Annotated in this window: 15 protein-coding genes; 14 read left to right on the top strand and 1 reads right to left on the bottom strand. The window is 46.8% G+C overall.

Annotation, left to right across the window (positions count from 1 at the left end; translation table 11 throughout):
* Positions 1-26 precede the first annotated feature (26 nt).
* The 13 genes from Phpb_RS03325 to lpxC all read left to right on the top strand — a co-directional run bounded on the left by Phpb_RS03325 (position 27) and on the right by lpxC (position 16,079).
* On the top strand, positions 27-1,793 hold the full coding sequence (locus Phpb_RS03325) for a peptidoglycan glycosyltransferase FtsI (RefSeq protein WP_065389160.1): 1,767 nt from the start codon (positions 27-29) through the stop codon (positions 1,791-1,793).
* Complete coding sequence (murE, locus tag Phpb_RS03320) at positions 1,780-3,267, top strand: UDP-N-acetylmuramoyl-L-alanyl-D-glutamate--2,6-diaminopimelate ligase (RefSeq protein WP_065389159.1); 1,488 nt, start codon at positions 1,780-1,782, stop codon at positions 3,265-3,267. The genes Phpb_RS03325 and murE overlap by 14 nt, the downstream gene beginning before the upstream one ends.
* The gene (gene murF, locus Phpb_RS03315) at positions 3,264-4,643 is read left to right on the top strand and encodes a UDP-N-acetylmuramoyl-tripeptide--D-alanyl-D-alanine ligase (RefSeq protein ID WP_065389158.1); all 1,380 of its coding nucleotides are present in this window, start codon (positions 3,264-3,266) and stop codon (positions 4,641-4,643) included. The genes murE and murF overlap by 4 nt, the downstream gene beginning before the upstream one ends.
* On the top strand, positions 4,637-5,719 hold the full coding sequence (mraY, locus tag Phpb_RS03310; protein WP_046395701.1) for a phospho-N-acetylmuramoyl-pentapeptide-transferase: 1,083 nt from the start codon (positions 4,637-4,639) through the stop codon (positions 5,717-5,719). Before murF ends, mraY begins: the two co-directional genes overlap by 7 nt.
* A 2-nt stretch (positions 5,720-5,721) precedes the next feature.
* Positions 5,722-7,032 (top strand): UDP-N-acetylmuramoyl-L-alanine--D-glutamate ligase, encoded by a 1,311-nt coding sequence (murD, locus tag Phpb_RS03305; RefSeq protein WP_065389157.1) that lies wholly within the window; start codon positions 5,722-5,724, stop codon positions 7,030-7,032.
* Positions 7,032-8,225, top strand: a complete 1,194-nt coding sequence (gene ftsW / locus Phpb_RS03300) for a cell division protein FtsW (RefSeq protein ID WP_046395699.1) — start codon at positions 7,032-7,034, stop codon at positions 8,223-8,225. The genes murD and ftsW overlap by 1 nt, the downstream gene beginning before the upstream one ends.
* Complete coding sequence (gene murG, locus Phpb_RS03295; protein WP_065389156.1) at positions 8,222-9,289, top strand: undecaprenyldiphospho-muramoylpentapeptide beta-N-acetylglucosaminyltransferase; 1,068 nt, start codon at positions 8,222-8,224, stop codon at positions 9,287-9,289. Before ftsW ends, murG begins: the two co-directional genes overlap by 4 nt.
* 55 nt (positions 9,290-9,344) lie before the next feature.
* Positions 9,345-10,820 (top strand): UDP-N-acetylmuramate--L-alanine ligase, encoded by a 1,476-nt coding sequence (gene murC / locus Phpb_RS03290; RefSeq protein WP_065389357.1) that lies wholly within the window; start codon positions 9,345-9,347, stop codon positions 10,818-10,820.
* On the top strand, positions 10,813-11,733 hold the full coding sequence (locus Phpb_RS03285; RefSeq protein ID WP_065389155.1) for a D-alanine--D-alanine ligase: 921 nt from the start codon (positions 10,813-10,815) through the stop codon (positions 11,731-11,733). Before murC ends, Phpb_RS03285 begins: the two co-directional genes overlap by 8 nt.
* Before the next feature lies 1 nt (position 11,734).
* Positions 11,735-12,541, top strand: coding sequence for a cell division protein FtsQ (gene ftsQ / locus Phpb_RS03280; RefSeq protein ID WP_065389154.1), 807 nt, complete (start codon positions 11,735-11,737; stop codon positions 12,539-12,541).
* A 41-nt stretch (positions 12,542-12,582) separates the two neighbouring features.
* Entirely contained in the window at positions 12,583-13,839 is a 1,257-nt protein-coding gene (gene ftsA / locus Phpb_RS03275; protein ID WP_036777496.1) for a cell division protein FtsA, read from the top strand.
* A gap of 63 nt (positions 13,840-13,902) precedes the next feature.
* Entirely contained in the window at positions 13,903-15,063 is a 1,161-nt protein-coding gene (gene ftsZ / locus Phpb_RS03270) for a cell division protein FtsZ (protein WP_036777497.1), read from the top strand.
* Positions 15,064-15,161: 98 nt separating this feature from the next.
* Complete coding sequence (lpxC, locus tag Phpb_RS03265; RefSeq protein WP_046395695.1) at positions 15,162-16,079, top strand: UDP-3-O-acyl-N-acetylglucosamine deacetylase; 918 nt, start codon at positions 15,162-15,164, stop codon at positions 16,077-16,079.
* A gap of 95 nt (positions 16,080-16,174) precedes the next feature.
* Here the strand turns inward: lpxC and Phpb_RS03260 are convergent, their stop codons facing one another.
* Positions 16,175-16,693, bottom strand: a complete 519-nt coding sequence (locus tag Phpb_RS03260) for a DUF721 domain-containing protein (RefSeq protein ID WP_065389153.1) — start codon at positions 16,691-16,693, stop codon at positions 16,175-16,177.
* Positions 16,694-16,725: 32 nt separating this feature from the next.
* On the opposite strand from Phpb_RS03260, the gene secM reads away from it, so the two are divergent.
* Positions 16,726-17,250 carry a secA translation cis-regulator SecM gene (gene secM / locus Phpb_RS03255; protein ID WP_065389152.1) on the top strand — a complete coding sequence of 175 codons (525 nt, stop codon included), beginning with the start codon at positions 16,726-16,728 and terminating at the stop codon, positions 17,248-17,250.
* Positions 17,251-17,294: the final 44 nt, after the last annotated feature.

Here is a 17,294-nt window from a genome sequence, read left to right as displayed (position 1 = left end):
TTAATTTAATTATTAAAAGGTAAGCGATGAAAGCAGCACGCTCCGTGAAATTAAAACGGCAAGAAGATAAAGCTAGTTTTGTTAGCTGGCGTTTTGCTTTGTTGTGCGGGGGGATTGCCGTGGCTTTAATTGGTTTATTGCTGAGGGTGACTTATTTGCAGGTCATCAACCCGGATCAACTGGTTAAAGAAGGTGATTTACGTTCCCTGCGCGTGCAGTCAATCCCTACCGCTCGCGGTATGATCAGTGACCGTATGGGGCGGCCTCTGGCTGTCAGCGTTCCAGTCAATGCAGTTTGGGCAGATCCGAAAGAGGTATTTGAAAAAGGGGGGATTACGGATGATACCCGCTGGAAAGCTTTATCTGATGCCATTAATTTACCTCTTGAGCAACTTACCGACAAAGTTAGTGCTAATCCGAAAGGCCGGTTTGTTTATTTAGCGCGTCAGGTTAATCCATCGGTTGGCGATTACATTCATAAACTGAAATTGCCGGGGATTTATTTGCGTCAGGAATCCCGGCGTTATTACCCGTCAGGTCAGGTGACAGCACATATTATTGGCGTAACCAACGTTGATGGTCAGGGTATTGAAGGTATAGAAAAAAGTTTTGATCGTTGGCTGACTGGTCAACCGGGTGAACGAACTGTACGCAAAGACCGCTTTGGTCGTGTCATCGAAGATATTTCATCTGTTGATAGTCTGGCGGCACACAATCTGGTATTGAGTATTGATGAACGCTTACAGGCGCTGGTTTACCGCGAATTAACCAATGCGGTGGCCTTTAATAAAGCGGAATCCGGCACAGCGGTATTGGTAGATGTTAATACCGGAGAAGTGCTGGCAATGGCGAACAGTCCGTCTTATAACCCAAATAATCTCGTCAATACACCAAAAGAAGCGATGCGTAACCGGGCCATTACCGATATTTTCGAGCCAGGTTCCACGGTTAAGCCGATGGTGGTAATGGCTGCGCTGAATGATGGTATCATCAAAGAAAATACGGTTATTAATACAATACCTTTTAGAATAAGTGGCAAAGAAATTAGAGATGTATCCCGTCATTCGGAATTATCTATCACTGGTATTTTACAAAAATCGAGTAATGTCGGTGTTTCTAAGCTGGCGTTAGCTATGCCTGCGACAGAGTTGGTGGATGTTTATTCACGTTTTGGGTTAGGAAAGGCGACCAATCTGGGGTTGGTTGGAGAAAGCAGCGGCTTATATCCAACAGGAAAACAACGGTGGTCAGACCTTGAGAGAGCGACCTTTTCTTACGGTTATGGGCTAATGGTAACACCATTACAGTTAGCGCGGGTCTATGCAACGATTGGCAGCATGGGTATTTATCGTCCTCTGTCAATTACCAAAGTTGATCCACCTGTGCCAGGCACAAGAGTATTTCCTGAGCCTATCATGCGGACAGTCGTTCATATGATGGAAAGTGTGGCTTTGCCTGGCGGTGGTGGAGTGCGGGCAGCGATAAAAGGTTATCGGATCGCAATCAAGACGGGGACAGCCAAGAAAGTCGGGCCGGATGGCAAATACGCTAATCGATATATCTCTTACGCCGCAGGTGTCGCCCCTGCAAGTAACCCAAGATTCGCACTGGTTGTGGTCATTAATGATCCACTGACAGGTAAGTATTACGGTGGTGTGGTTTCTGCGCCGGTATTTGGCGCCATTATGGGGGGCGCTCTACGCATCATGAATGTGGAGCCAGATGCTTTGGCGGCAGGTGATAAAAACGAATTTGTGATTAATAAGAAAGAGGATACAGGTGGCAGATCGTAATCTACGCGATTTACTCGCGCCGTTAGGTATTGACGCCCCAGTGCGTGAGTTACGCGAAATGACATTGGACAGCCGTAAATCGTCTGCCGGAGATCTGTTTGTCGCTATTAAAGGGCACCAGACAGATGGCCGACACTACATTCCTCAAGCCATCGCACAAGGGGTTGCGGCGGTTATTGCAGAAGCCCAGAGCGAGGCTGATAACGGAACCGTACAAATTATGCATGGTGTTCCGGTTGTTTATGTGAACGATTTGAATAATAAGTTGTCACAGTTAGCTGGTGAGTTTTATTGTCACCCTGGTGATAAATTGCACTTGATTGGTGTAACCGGAACCAATGGTAAAACAACCACTACTCAATTACTTGCGCAGTGGAGCCACGCATTAGGTGAAACCAGTGCGGTGATGGGAACTGTTGGCAATGGTTTACTGGGGCGTGTGGCGCCAAGTGAAAATACCACAGGCTCTGCTGTTGATATCCAACTGGATTTGCAACAACTTGTTCGGCAAGGGGCGACTTTTGCGGCAATGGAAGTCTCTTCTCATGGACTGGTTCAGGGGCGTGTGGCTGCGTTGCCGTTTGAGGCGGCAGTGTTTACCAATTTGAGCCGTGACCATCTTGATTATCACGGTGATATGGAACACTACGAAGCGGCTAAATGGCTGCTCTTTTCCACTCATAATGTGAAGCGACAAATCATTAATGCTGATGATGAGATTGGATTGAAATGGTTATCTCGTTTACCACAAGCGGTTGCTGTAACGATGGAAAACCGTCTGCCGGAGAATTGGCAGGGCCGTTGGTTGGCGGCGCGTGAAATAAAGTATCACGATAAAGGGGTCTCTATCACCTTCGAGTCTAGTTGGGGGGGCGGTACAATTGATAGTTCCCTAATGGGGGCATTTAATGTCAGCAACTTGCTGTTGGCGCTTTCCACCCTATTAGCTCTGGATTATCCGTTGGAAAAACTGCTTGAAACAGCTTCTTGCCTGAAACCTGTCTGTGGGCGAATGGAAGTATTCACTGCGCCGGGCAAACCCGTTGTCGTTGTTGATTATGCTCACACACCTGATGCGCTGGAAAAAGCTTTGATGGCGGCACGTTTGCATTGTCAAGGTAAGCTTTGGTGTGTTTTTGGTTGTGGTGGTGATCGTGATAAAGGTAAACGCCCATTGATGGGAGGCGTTGCGGAACAGTGGGCCGATTGTGTGATTGTGACTGATGATAATCCGCGCAATGAAGAACCACAGGCGATTGTTGCTGATATTCTGACGGGTTTTCTTGATCCGGGGAGAGCGATAGTGATTCATGGACGTGTTGAAGCGGTAACCAACGCTATTATGCAGGCAAAAGCAGATGAGGTTGTATTGATAGCGGGTAAAGGCCATGAAGATTATCAATTGGTCGGCCATCGTCGTCTGGATTACTCAGACCGGTTAACTGTCGCTCGGTTATTGGGGGTGATTGCATGATTTCCCTTACTTTGCAACAACTGGCACAAGTAACGAATGGCGTATTGAATCAGGTGACTGAACAGCAGGCAGCAAATATTTGTATCAGTGATGTGACTACTGACAGCCGTCGGGTTGGCAATGGCAGCCTGTTTATTGCCTTGAAAGGTGAGCGCTTTGATGCTCATGATTTTTTTGCTGACGCAGTAAAAGCCGGTGCCGGTGCTTTGCTTGTCAGCCGTGTGTTGGATGTTAACTTTCCACAAGTCGTGGTTAAAGATACTCGTTTAGCAATGGGTAAATTAGCGGGTTGGGTTCGCCGACAGAGTAATGCGCGTGTTGTTGCGTTGACCGGTTCGTCCGGTAAAACATCGGTGAAAGAGATGACCGCGGCGATTTTGCGCCAGTGTGGCAACACGCTCTATACCGCGGGTAACCTGAATAATGATATCGGCGTACCGCTGACATTGTTCAAATTGACAGAACAACATGAGTTTGCTGTGGTTGAATTAGGTGCGAGCCATGTCGGTGAAATTGCCTATACCGTAGAAATGGTTCGGCCAGAAACGGCATTAGTCAATAACCTGTTTGCTGCGCACTTAGCGGATTTTGGTTCTCTCGCGAGTATCGCAAAAGCTAAGGGCGAGATTTTTACCGGCCTGCCAGAAAAAGGTACGGCGATTATCAATCTGGAAAGCAATGATTGGGTTCACTGGCAACAGGTTATTGGCGACAAAACCGTACAGCGTTTTTCCATGCAACAAGCATCAGGTGCTGATTTTTACGCTACGGATATTCAGGTTAAACAACTGACTACGGATTTTTGTCTGCACACGCCTATTGGTAGCACAGAAATCAACTTGCCGTTGCCTGGGAAACACAATGTCGCCAATGCGTTAGCGGCCAGTGCGTTGGCAATCTCTGTTGGCGCAACCTTACGAGATATTCGTCTGGGTTTGTCGGAGCTGAAAGCAGTACCGGGGAGGTTGTTTCCAATCAATCTGACAGAAGGAAAATTGCTGCTTGATGACACGTATAACGCCAATGTTGGTTCAATGACCGTTGCGGTCCAGGTGTTATCACAGATGCCGGGTTACCGAGTGCTGGTAGTCGGCGATATAGGGGCATTGGGTGAACAGTCAGAAGATTACCATCGTCAGATTGGTGAAACCGCGGCTTCTTGCGGTATCGATAGTGTGTTCAGTGTGGGTAAATTAAGTATTCATGTTAGTGAGGCAAGCGGTTGTGGTCGGCATTTTGCGGATAAAGCCGCATTGATCGCAACATTGGTTCCATTATTACAGCAACACAAAGTCATTTCAGTGTTAGTTAAAGGTTCGCGTAATACCACAATGGAAGATGTTGTCCACGCATTACAGGAGAGTTTCACATGTTAGTTTGGCTGGCCGAATATTTGGTCAAATATCACACCGGCTTTAACGTCTTTTCTTACTTGACGTTTAGGGCTATCGTCAGCCTGCTGACTGCTTTAGCTATCGCATTGTGGATGGGGCCGCGAATGATCGCCTTCCTGCAAAAATTACAAATTGGGCAGGTTGTTCGCAACGATGGGCCGGAGTCTCACTTTAGCAAACGTGGTACGCCGACGATGGGCGGTTTGCTGATCTTACTTTCAATTACGATTTCTACACTGTTGTGGGTGCGTTTGAATAACCCCTATGTTTGGTGCGTGCTGATTGTGTTGATTGGTTACGGTATTGTTGGTTTTGTGGATGATTACCGCAAAGTCGTGCGCAAAGATACTAAAGGGTTAATTGCCCGCTGGAAGTATTTCTGGCAGTCCGTCCTGGCATTAGGGGTGGCGTTTGCCATGTACAGCGTCGGTAAAGATACTCCTGCAACGCAATTGGTCGTGCCATTCTTTAAAGATGTGATGCCGCAACTGGGTGTGCTTTACATTCTGTTGACCTACTTTGTGATTGTCGGAACCAGTAACGCAGTGAATCTGACGGACGGATTAGATGGTTTGGCAATTATGCCAACCGTTTTTGTCGCGGCGGGTTTTGCTTTGGTGGCATGGGCGACAGGTAACGTCAATTTTGCTAACTATCTGCATATCCCTTATCTGAGTCATGCTGGCGAGTTGGTTATCGTCTGTACTGCGATTGTTGGCGCGGGGTTAGGTTTCTTGTGGTTTAACACTTATCCGGCGCAAGTTTTCATGGGTGATGTGGGTTCTTTGGCATTAGGTGGCGCATTGGGGACGATTGCTGTGTTGCTACGTCAAGAGTTTCTACTGGTGATTATGGGCGGTGTGTTTGTGATGGAAACCTTGTCAGTTATTTTACAGGTGGGTTCTTTTAAACTGCGTGGGCAGCGTATTTTCCGTATGGCGCCTATTCACCATCATTATGAGTTGAAAGGCTGGCCAGAACCGCGTGTTATTGTACGTTTTTGGATTATTTCTCTGATGCTAGTGCTGATTGGCCTGGCAACATTGAAGGTACGTTAATCATGGCGGATTATTTGGGTAAAAAAGTCGTCATTATCGGGTTGGGGCTGACAGGTCTCTCTTGTGTTGACTTTTTTATGGCACGAGGTGTGATCCCGCGAGTGATGGATACGCGTGCGGCGCCACCCGGCAAGGATAAACTGCCCGATGGTGTTGAGTGTCACAGTGGAAGCCTGAATGCTGACTGGTTGATGGATGCTGATTTGATTGTCGTAAGCCCGGGCATTGCCTTGGCAACGGCGGAATTGCAGGCTGCGGCTAATGCAGGTATTGAAATTGTTGGTGATATCGAGTTGTTTTGCCGTGAAGCAACAGCTCCGATAGTCGCCATTACTGGCTCTAATGGTAAAAGTACCGTTACCAGTCTTGTCGGTGAAATGGCGAAAGCGGCTAATTGGCAGGTGGGGGTTGGCGGTAATATTGGCCTGCCTGCATTAGAATTGTTGAAGAAATCTTGTCAGCTTTATGCCTTAGAGCTCTCCAGTTTCCAGTTGGAAACCACATATAGCCTGAACGCAACAGCCGCCGCTGTGCTTAATGTGACTGAGGACCATATGGATCGTTATCCTCAGGGGATATCTCAGTACCGAGCGGCTAAATTGAGGATTTATCATCAGGCGAAAAGATGCATTGTGAATGCTCAAGATCCTCTGACACTGCCTGAAACGGGTATGGACAGCTGTTGTGTCAGCTTTGGTGTCGATTGTGGCGACTACCAGCTTGATAGTGAAAATGCCTGTTTGAAAGTTCACAACCAATCACTGTTGGCGACAAATGAAATTAAGCTGACTGGACGACATAACTACGTCAATGGATTGGTTGCATTGGCTTTAGCTGATGCGGTTGGTATTCCCCGTGAAGCCAGTTTGGCGACATTGACGGTTTATCCGGGACTAGACCATCGTTTCCAACTTGTTCATTTGAACAACGGGGTGCGTTGGATTAATGATTCTAAGGCGACCAATGTTGGCAGTACGGTGGCGGCGCTCGATGGTCTGAACCTTGAGGGTTCGCTCTATTTGCTGTTAGGTGGTGATGGTAAGTCGGCAGACTTTTCTCCGCTCAAGCCTCTCCTTGGTGGAGATAACATTCGGCTTTACTGCTTTGGTCGGGATGGGAAACGACTGGCGCAACTACGCCCGGAAATAGCGACATTAACTGAAACTATGGAACAGGCGATACGCGATATTGTTCCGCGGCTAGTGGCGGGTGACATGGTGCTGTTATCTCCTGCTTGTGCAAGCCTTGATCAGTTCCGTAATTTTGAACAGCGTGGTCATGAGTTTACTCGTTTGGCAGAGGAGTTGGGCTGATGTCTATTCCGGGATTCAGTAGATTAAAAGACTGGGTTATTGGTGGCCGTGAAACTGATGCCGCCAATATGGTGTTGTATGATCGCACACTGGTTTGGCTGACACTCGGATTGGGAATTATCGGCTTTGTTATGGTGACATCAGCATCGATGCCGGTTGGGCAGCGTCTTGCGGAAGATCCGTTTCTGTTTGCTAAGCGTGATGCGATTTATCTCTTGCTGGCTTTCGGGTTGTCATTGATCACACTGCGTATCCCGATGGATTTCTGGCAACGCTATAGCAATCTGATGCTGCTTATTTCCGTTATTTTGTTGCTGGTTGTCTTGGTAGTGGGAAATTCAGTAAATGGGGCATCGCGTTGGATTGCCATTGGGCCTTTGAGAATTCAACCTGCTGAGTTATCGAAACTTTCTCTATTTTGCTATCTCGCCAGTTATTTGGTGCGCAAAGTCGAGGAAGTGCGGAATAACTTTTGGGGGTTCTGTAAGCCAATGGGCGTGATGGTTGTGTTAGCGGTGTTGCTTCTGGCTCAACCTGACTTGGGAACCGTGGTTGTACTGTTTGTAACAACGTTGGCAATGCTATTTCTGGCCGGAGCAAAGTTATGGCAGTTTCTCGCGATTATTGGTTCAGGGGTATTCGCGGTGGTTCTGTTAATCATTGCTGAACCTTATCGTATACGCCGTGTAACTTCCTTTCTGGACCCTTGGGAAGATCCATACGGCAAAGGTTATCAATTAACGCAATCTTTGATGGCTTTTGGTCGTGGGGAATTTTTAGGGCAAGGACTAGGAAATTCAGTACAGAAATTGGAATACCTGCCGGAAGCGCATACTGACTTTATTTTCTCTGTTTTGGCAGAAGAATTAGGTTACGTAGGTGTGGTTTTGGTGTTGTTAATGATATTCTTCGTCGCTTTTCGCGCAATGACGATAGGCCGTCGCGCATTACAGATGGATCAGCGTTTTTCGGGTTTTCTGGCTTGTTCGGTGGGTATTTGGTTTAGTTTTCAGGCTCTGGTTAACGTTGGGGCCGCCGCAGGTATGTTACCGACTAAAGGTTTGACTTTGCCTTTGATTAGTTACGGTGGTTCAAGTTTGCTGATTATGTCGACAGCTATCGTATTGCTATTAAGAATTGATTTTGAAACACGCTTGGCAAAAGCTCAGGCGTTTGTAAGGAGCCCCCGATGAGTGGCAAAACCCGGCGTTTAATGGTGATGGCAGGTGGAACCGGAGGACATGTCTTCCCAGGGTTGGCTGTGGCTCATCATTTAAAAGACCAGGGCTGGGACGTTCTCTGGTTGGGAACAGCGGATCGTATGGAAGCCGATTTAGTACCGAAACATGGCATTAACATTGAATTTATCCAAATTTCGGGTCTGCGAGGTAAAGGGATCAAAGCATTATTAGCTGCCCCGGTCCGAATTTTCAAAGCAATCCGTCAGGCAAAGGCGATTATACGTTGCTATCAGCCAGATGTCGTGCTTGGCATGGGGGGATATGTTTCTGGTCCCGGCGGTATTGCTGCGTGGATGTGCGGTGTTCCGGTTGTGTTGCATGAACAGAATGGTATTGCCGGGCTGACAAACCGGTGGCTGGCTAAAATTGCTACGACTGTTTTACAAGCCTTTCCCGGCGCATTTCCAAAAGCGCCCGTTGTTGGCAACCCTGTCCGCGAAGATGTGTTGGCATTGCCTATACCTGAACAACGTTTGACAGGGCGTGAAGGTCCGATTCGGATTTTGGTTGTTGGTGGCAGTCAAGGGGCGAGAATTCTTAACCAGACAATGCCTGAAATTGCTACCCGTATGGGTGATAAAATCACGCTTTGGCATCAGACAGGCAAAGGGGCTAAAGAAAGTGTTCAGAATGCCTACAACAATTTAGTTAAATGCGAACATAAGGTTACTGAATTTATTGACGATATGGCACAAGCTTATGCTTGGGCTGATGTGGTGATTTGTCGCTCTGGCGCATTGACGGTTAGTGAAGTGTCTGCGGCGGGATTACCTGGGATTTTTGTGCCATTTCAGCATAAAGATCGTCAGCAATACTGGAATGCGTTACCTCTAGAAAAGGTTGGCGCGGCAAAAATACTGGAACAACCCCAATTTACGGTTGATGCAGTAATCGAATTATTAACTCAGTGGCAACGGCCGCAATTGTTGGAAATGGCGGAAAAAGCCCGTTCAGCGGCAATTGTTGATGCAACTGAGCGAGTATCGGCGGCATTAATCGATGCGGCGAAAAAATGATTTAGACCGCTTTAAAATGGGCGGTGAAGCAAACATACATAGTGAAGAAGAAAACGTGAATACACAACAACTGGCGAAATTAAGAGCTTTCGTGCCTGAGATGAGAAAAGTCAGGCACATCCACTTTGTTGGCATTGGTGGTGCTGGCATGGGAGGGATCGCCGAAGTGTTGGCTAATGAAGGTTATCAGATTAGTGGATCTGATTTGGCGCCAAACCCGGTAACTCGACAACTGACTAAGTTGGGCGTTCAGATTTATTTTAACCATCGGCCTGAAAATATACTGGATGCCAGTGTTGTTGTGGCTTCAAGCGCAATTCAGGCGGGTAACCCGGAAATTGTTGCTGCTCGTGAGGCCCGAATTCCGGTGATTCGCAGAGCGGAGATGTTGGCGGAACTCATGCGCTACCGTCATGGTATTGCGATTGCCGGGACTCATGGTAAAACAACCACAACAGCGATGATTTCTAGCATCTATGCGCAGGCTGGCTTAGATCCTACTTTTGTTAATGGTGGTTTAGTTAAAGCGGCGGGAACACATGCTCGTCTTGGCAGTAGCCGTTATTTAATTGCAGAAGCTGACGAAAGTGATGCCTCTTTCTTGCATTTGCAGCCGATGGTGGCGGTCATTACGAATATCGAAGCAGACCATATGGATACCTATCATGGTGACTTCGAAAACCTGAAACAGACGTTTATTAACTTTTTGCACAACTTACCGTTCTATGGGCGTGCGATTATGTGTGTTGATGATCCGGTTGTCAAAGAGTTAATTCCTCGTGTGGGGCGCTATATCACGACGTATGGTTTTAGTGAAGAAGCAGATGTTCGTATTACCCATTATGAGCAAAAAGGTGCTCAGGGATATTTTACTGTCAGTCGTCAAGATATGGCGGATCTGAAAGTCGTATTGAATGCGCCAGGTCGTCATAACGCGCTGAATGCCGCGGCGGCAGTGGCTGTTGCGACTGAGGAAGGGATTTCTGGCAGTGATATTTTGGCTGCGTTGGTCGGTTTTCAGGGAACCGGACGCCGTTTTGATTTTTTGGGGAATTTTTCTCTGGAACATGTTAACGGCAAAGATGGCAGTGCAATGTTGGTTGATGATTATGGTCATCATCCAACAGAAGTGGACGCGACCATTAGAGCAGCCCGTGCTGGCTGGCCGGATAAACGTATTGTGATGATATTTCAACCTCATCGTTATACCCGAACCCGTGATTTATACGATGACTTTGCCAATGTATTGAATCAGGTAGATGTATTGTTGATGTTGGACGTTTACTCCGCTGGTGAAGCGGTTATTCCGGGGGCGGATAGTCGTTCGTTGTGCCGTACTATCCGTAGCCGCGGTAAGTTAGATCCGATTTTGGTGTCTGATCCGGCAAAGGCGACCGCTGCGTTGGCTCAGGTGCTGGATGGTAATGATTTAATTCTGGTTCAAGGGGCCGGCAATATAGGCAAAATAGCGCGTAATTTGGCTGAAACAAAATTACAGCCATCTTTGAATGAGGAAAAACACAATGGCTGAGAAAGTCGCGGTACTGTTGGGGGGAACTTCCGCTGAACGTGAAGTTTCGCTGTTATCGGGACAAGCCGTGTTGGCTGGCTTGAGAGAAGCGGGTATTGATGCTCATCCAGTTGATACAAAAGATTTTCCTGTGACTCAACTTAAAGAGGCCGGATTTGAGAAAGTTTTTATCGCGCTTCATGGGCGTGGTGGGGAAGATGGTACTTTGCAAGGTGTATTAGAATTTTTGCAATTGCCTTATACCGGTAGTGGCGTGATGGCCTCTGCATTGTCAATGGACAAATTGCGCACAAAACAGTTATGGCAAGGGATTGGATTGACTGTTTCGCCATATGTTTCAATGAATTCTCAGCAATTTGAACGATTGACGGATTTTCAACTCCAAGAATATGTAGCAGATTTAGGTCTGCCATTAATTGTTAAGCCAAGTCTGGAAGGTTCCAGTGTTGGTATGACTAAGGTTAATGAGATTTCGGAGTTGCGTGGCGCATTAGAGGCGGCGTTTTGTTATGACGTTGATTTACTGATAGAAAAATGGTTGTACGGCCCTGAATACACGGTAGCTATCCTTGGCGATACAGCTTTACCTTCTATTCGTATTCAACCCGCTGCTGTTTTTTATGATTATGATGCAAAATATCTGTCTGAAGAAACACAGTATTTTTGTCCAAGCGGCTTAAGTGATGAAAAAGAGCAGCAATTGGTAGAAATGGCGCTTAAAGCTTATCAATCAGTAGGATGTAGTGGTTGGGGACGGGTAGATATCATGATGGATAGTGATGGTGGTTTCTTTCTGCTGGAGGTGAATACATCGCCAGGGATGACCAGTCACAGCTTGGTGCCGATGGCTGCGCGTCAGGCTGGATTAAGTTTTTCACAATTGGTAGCAAAAATTTTGGAGTTGGCTGATTGATATGTCTCAAGCGGCCCTGAAAGTAAGGGGACGGGATAATGAAAATAGCAGTTCTCGTCCTAGTAACGGCTCTTACCTGGCAGGGCTTATCTTCTTCCTGATGGTAATTGGGACCATTATTTGGGGAGGTTGGGCTGTCCTTAATTGGATGAAAGATGCGAACAGATTGCCTATTTCAAAACTGGTGGTAACGGGTGAGCGTCACTACACTACCAACGATGATATCCGGCAGGCAATTTTGTCATTAGGGCAACCGGGAACTTTCATGACGCAGGATGTGAATATCATTCAGCAACAAATTGAACGGATGCCGTGGATAAGGCAAGTCACTGTCCGTAAACAGTGGCCTGATGAACTGAGAATTCATCTGGTAGAATATGTCCCTTATGCACGCTGGAATGAAACACAGATGTTGGATGCCGAAGGTCAGGCATTCAGTATTCCGGCTGAATGGGAAGTTAAAGGGTATTTCCCGATGCTTTATGGCCCACAAGGTAATGAAAAAGAAGTACTTGATGGTTACCGGGCTATGGCTAAACTTCTCGCCGCCAATAAACTGAAATTAAAAGCGGCGGCAATGACTGCGCGTCGTTCCTGGCAAGTGACGCTGGATAATGGTGTCCAGTTAAAGCTGGGAAGAATGGATACAATAGGCCGTATTAAACGTTTTATCGAGCTTTATCCGCTGTTACAGCAGAACACAGAGAAAAGGGTAGATTACGTGGATTTGCGTTATGACAGTGGCGCCGCGGTAGGTTGGGCGCCTTTACCTATTGGTGATCCTAATGCTCCGGCCAAAGGGCAATAAACAATTACTGGCAATAATTATATGAGGCAGGCAGAACAACGATGATCAAATCGACGGACAGAAAATTAGTAGTTGGCCTAGAGATTGGCACAGCAAAGGTATCTGCCCTTGTTGGTGAAATTCTGCCCGATGGTATGGTTAATATTATCGGGGTGGGAAGCTGTCCATCCCGCGGTATGGATAAAGGCGGTGTAAACGATCTGGAGTCGGTTGTTAAATGTGTACAGCGGGCTATTGATCAGGCTGAATTGATGGCAGATTGTCAAATTTCCTCTGTTTATCTGGCGTTATCTGGAAAACATATTAGTTGTCAGAATGAAATCGGGATGGTTCCTATTTCCGAAGAGGAAGTCACTCAGGAAGATGTAGACAATGTTGTTCATACTGCCAAATCAGTTCGTGTGCGTGATGAATACCGAATACTGCACGTTATTCCGCAAGAATATGCCATCGATTATCAGGAAGGCATTAAAAATCCGGTGGGACTTTCCGGTGTGCGTATGCAGGCGAAAGTTCACTTGATTACCTGTCATAATGACATGGCGAAAAATATTGCAAAAGCCGTTGAGCGCTGTGGCTTGAAAGTCGACCAGCTTATTTTTTCCGGGTTGGCCGCCAGCTATGCTGTTTTGACCGAAGACGAGCGTGAATTGGGCGTTTGCGTGGTAGATATCGGCGGCGGGACGATGGATATTGCGGTGTATACCGGCGGAGCGCTGCGCCATACCAAAGTTATTCCTTATGCCGGCAACGTTGTCACCAGTGATATTGCTTATGCCTTTGGTACGCCGCCAAGCGATGCGGAAACGATAAAGGTACGCCACGGTTGTGCGCTAGGTTCGTTAGTCAGCAAAGATGAAAGTGTGGAAGTGCCAAGTGTCGGGGGACGTCCACCACGTAGCTTACAGCGCCAGACGTTGGCTGAGGTGATTGAGCCGCGTTACATCGAATTATTGAACTTAGTGAATGATGAAATCTTGCGATTGCAGGAACAGTTACGCCAGCAGGGGGTTAAACACCACTTGGCTGCGGGTATTGTCTTGACTGGTGGTGGTGCTCAGATTGATGGCTTGGCTGAATGTGCTCAGCGTGTGTTCCACGCTCAGGTGCGTATTGGTCAACCTCTTAATATTACTGGTCTGACGGACTATGCGCAGCAACCCTATTATTCAACAGCGGTGGGGTTGCTGCATTACGGGAAAGCCTCTCATCTTAATGGTGATGCGGATATTGAAAAACATGCTTCAGTGAGTCGCTGGTTTAAGAGAGTCAGTAGCTGGCTGAAAAAAGAGTTTTAATTTTATACAGAGGCTGCATTTTCTTTAGCCTCGATATAAAGGCACAAAGCGGAGAGAAACTATATGTTTGAACCAATAGAATTAACCAATGACGCGGTGATTAAGGTCATCGGCGTCGGCGGTGGCGGCGGTAACGCTGTTGAGCACATGGTGCGTGAGCGCATCGAAGGTGTTGAATTCTTTGCAGTAAATACGGATGCTCAGGCATTGCGTAAAACGGCTGTCGGCCAGACTATCCAGATTGGTAATGGTATTACTAAAGGTTTGGGAGCTGGGGCAAACCCGGAAGTTGGTCGCACTGCTGCTCAGGAAGATCGGGATGCATTGCGCACCGCGCTTGATGGCGCGGATATGGTATTTATCGCTGCCGGTATGGGTGGTGGTACCGGTACTGGCGCAGCGCCTGTGGTAGCTGAAATTGCAAAAGAGCTTGGAATTCTGACCGTTGCTGTGGTGACTAAGCCTTTCAATTTCGAAGGTAAGAAACGCATGGCGTTTGCCGAACAAGGGATCACTGAATTATCCAAGCATGTAGATTCATTGATTACTATCCCTAACGACAAACTGTTGAAAGTGCTTGGTCGTGGCATTTCACTACTGGATGCTTTCGGCGCAGCTAATGACGTTTTGAAAGGCGCGGTTCAGGGCATCGCTGAATTGATCACGCGTCCAGGGCTGATGAATGTTGACTTTGCTGACGTGCGTACCGTGATGTCCGAAATGGGCTACGCCATGATGGGTTCCGGTATTGCACAGGGTGAAGATCGCGCAGAAGAGGCCGCTGAGATGGCGATTTCCAGTCCATTGCTGGAAGATATCGACTTATCGGGCGCTCGTGGTGTTCTGGTTAACATTACTGCTGGCTTTGATCTGCGTTTGGATGAGTTCGAAACAGTGGGTAACACGATCCGTGCATTTGCATCTGATAATGCAACCGTCGTGATCGGTACTTCTCTGGACCCAGACATGAATGATGAATTGCGTGTGACTGTGGTTGCCACCGGTATTGGTATGGATAAACGTCCTGAAATTACGTTGGTTACCAATAAGTCTTCTCAGTCAAGTGTAATGGAACACCGTCATCAGCACATGTCTGGCGGTATGTCTTCATTGTCGGAAGAAAATAAACCAGCGGCAAAAGTGGTGAATGACCAAAGCGTACAAACTAGCAAGGAGCCCGATTATTTGGATATTCCTGCATTTTTGCGTAAACAGGCCGATTAATAGCTAAAAAATTGGATTCTCCGCTTTTTGTGCTAAACTTCCCCGCCAACCATAGTGTATAGTGGTTGGCAGGATGGATAACATTGCGAGATAAAACGATGATCAAACAAAGGACACTTAAACGTATTGTTCAGGCGACTGGCGTCGGTTTACACACCGGTAAAAAAGTCACACTAACAATGCGCCCAGCACCGGCTAATACCGGGGTCATCTATCGCCGCACTGACTTGAATCCACCGGTTGATTTCCCGGCAGATGCAAAATCCGTGCGTGATACTATGCTCTGTACTTGCCTGGTAAATGAGCATGACGTGCGAATCTCAACGGTTGAGCACCTGAATGCAGCGCTTGCGGGGTTAGGTATCGATAATATTATTATCGACGTTGACGCGCCAGAAATTCCTATTATGGATGGTAGTGCCAGCCCGTTTGTTTTCCTGCTGCTGGATGCGGGCATTGAAGAGCTGAACGTAGCGAAAAAATTCCTGCGTATTAAGGAAACTGTACGTGTGGAGGAGGGTGATAAGTGGGCGGAGATGACACCTTATAATGGTTTCAGTCTGGATTTCACTATTGACTTCAATCATCCTGCGATTGATTCAAGCTCTCAACGTTACTGTCTGGATTTCTCGGCAGAAGCGTTTGTTCGTCAAATCAGTCGTGCACGTACATTTGGCTTTATGCGTGATATTGAATACTTACAATCTAAAGGCTTATGTTTAGGCGGCAGCTTTGATTGTGCGATTGTTGTTGATGACTATCGTGTACTGAATGAAGATGGCTTGCGTTTTGAAGACGAATTTGTCCGTCATAAAATGCTGGATGCAATTGGTGATCTGTTTATGTGTGGCTATAACATCATTGGCGCGTTTACTGCGTTCAAATCGGGTCATGCGTTGAACAATAAACTATTGCAGGCAGTTCTGGCGCAAGAAAGCGCATGGGAACTGATCACTTTCGAAGATGAAGCTGAAATGCCATTGGCTTTTCGTGCTCCATCAACTGTAATGGCGTAACTCTCTAGTGTGCTGAGAATAATTCAATGATATATCAGTGGGTTATGTTATCAGTGATTTTGTTCTCGCTGTTGTTTTTTACTCAGCGTTAGCGCTTATTTTTTAGCTGTGCTGGCACTCTCTCCGGCCAGTGCAGCTAATCGCTCTAATCTTTCCTTCAACTTTTTTGGGCTGCGGTTTGCTAGCACTATTAATTCTTTCGCACTCTCTTGACTTAACTGACGCATCGGTAACGTTTTGTGACCATCGCTCATCGTTTTTGCGAAGCTCTGCGCACTATTGCCATGCTTAATCATAAGTGATGGGTTAATCCTGATGTCGATAGATGACAATGATGGTAGAATTTCGCTTCTTAGTGTAGAAAGCAGCGTTGGCAGTTCGTAACGTAATCTGGTCATCCAACTGGCGTTTCCTGCTTCCAGTACCAGAATTTGTTTGCGATAATTAGCGACCCGACACCACGGATGTAATTGTGCGGGAAGCAAGCTGATAACGGCACGGTTGAGTTTTAACAAAGCGACGGCACGTTGCTGGATAACATGAAGCGGGTTTTTCTCAACGGCAGCGACGTCTTCAAAAAGAACATCTAATGATTGTGGGCGGCTATCGCGCATAATAACAGTAGCTCCGGTATGATGAAGGATTAATGGGTATTCTAAATCTTTGGCGACAATTTGGCAGACGTTATTTCTGGTCACATCTGTTATTAGGGGTGGTTGCGGCAAGTATTGGCGTTCCTACCATTTTAGCGGGTGTTGCCGATAATATTTCACAAGCTAATACCTCCCCTAGCCAGAGTTGGCAAAATCAGGCTTTATCAGCTTTTGATAACCTATTCTCATTGCAGAATGTTCAACATCAGCCTGTCAATGGCGTTAATTACTGGCAACAACATGCGGTACGCAATGTGATCAGGCAGCTTTCTTTTGTTTTTTCTGTTTCTCAACCTATGAACGATGAAACAACAAAACAAAGTATCCGGTTAAGTTCTTCCAGTATTCAGCAGCTTGTACTAGAAACTTTGAATGCACTATTAACTCAGAAACCTAAGCCACCTGAACCAGTTCCAGATATACCATTCCTGAATATTGCATCACAATCTTCTTATACTCCGACGTTTTGGATTGCTAAAGCCCAAGGTATCCGTGCAGGTCCTACTGCTTATCTCTGAATCTTCGTTTTTTTACAAATTCCGAAATAATAAATAACTATTTG

The organism is Photorhabdus namnaonensis, assembly GCF_001684335.1.
Taxonomy (GTDB): Bacteria; Pseudomonadota; Gammaproteobacteria; order Enterobacterales; family Enterobacteriaceae; genus Photorhabdus; species Photorhabdus namnaonensis.
The sequence above is the reverse complement of the archived record's forward strand: the minus strand, read 5'-3'. Positions and strand labels throughout refer to the sequence as shown.

Excerpts from the sequence above, each read along its gene's own strand:
- Phpb_RS03325 (WP_065389160.1), top strand. The coding sequence starts at position 27 with ATGAAAGCAGCACGCTCCGTGAAATTAAAACGGCAAGAAGATAAAGCT.
- murF (WP_065389158.1), top strand. The coding sequence starts at position 3,264 with ATGATTTCCCTTACTTTGCAACAACTGGCACAAGTAACGAATGGCGTA.
- mraY (WP_046395701.1), top strand. The coding sequence starts at position 4,637 with ATGTTAGTTTGGCTGGCCGAATATTTGGTCAAATATCACACCGGCTTT.
- murD (WP_065389157.1), top strand. The coding sequence starts at position 5,722 with ATGGCGGATTATTTGGGTAAAAAAGTCGTCATTATCGGGTTGGGGCTG.
- ftsW (WP_046395699.1), top strand. The coding sequence starts at position 7,032 with ATGTCTATTCCGGGATTCAGTAGATTAAAAGACTGGGTTATTGGTGGC.
- murG (WP_065389156.1), top strand. The coding sequence starts at position 8,222 with ATGAGTGGCAAAACCCGGCGTTTAATGGTGATGGCAGGTGGAACCGGA.
- Phpb_RS03285 (WP_065389155.1), top strand. The coding sequence starts at position 10,813 with ATGGCTGAGAAAGTCGCGGTACTGTTGGGGGGAACTTCCGCTGAACGT.
- ftsQ (WP_065389154.1), top strand. The coding sequence starts at position 11,735 with ATGTCTCAAGCGGCCCTGAAAGTAAGGGGACGGGATAATGAAAATAGC.
- ftsA (WP_036777496.1), top strand. The coding sequence starts at position 12,583 with ATGATCAAATCGACGGACAGAAAATTAGTAGTTGGCCTAGAGATTGGC.
- ftsZ (WP_036777497.1), top strand. The coding sequence starts at position 13,903 with ATGTTTGAACCAATAGAATTAACCAATGACGCGGTGATTAAGGTCATC.
- lpxC (WP_046395695.1), top strand. The coding sequence starts at position 15,162 with ATGATCAAACAAAGGACACTTAAACGTATTGTTCAGGCGACTGGCGTC.
- Phpb_RS03260 (WP_065389153.1), bottom strand. The coding sequence starts at position 16,693 with ATGCGCGATAGCCGCCCACAATCATTAGATGTTCTTTTTGAAGACGTC.
- secM (WP_065389152.1), top strand. The coding sequence starts at position 16,726 with ATGGGTATTCTAAATCTTTGGCGACAATTTGGCAGACGTTATTTCTGG.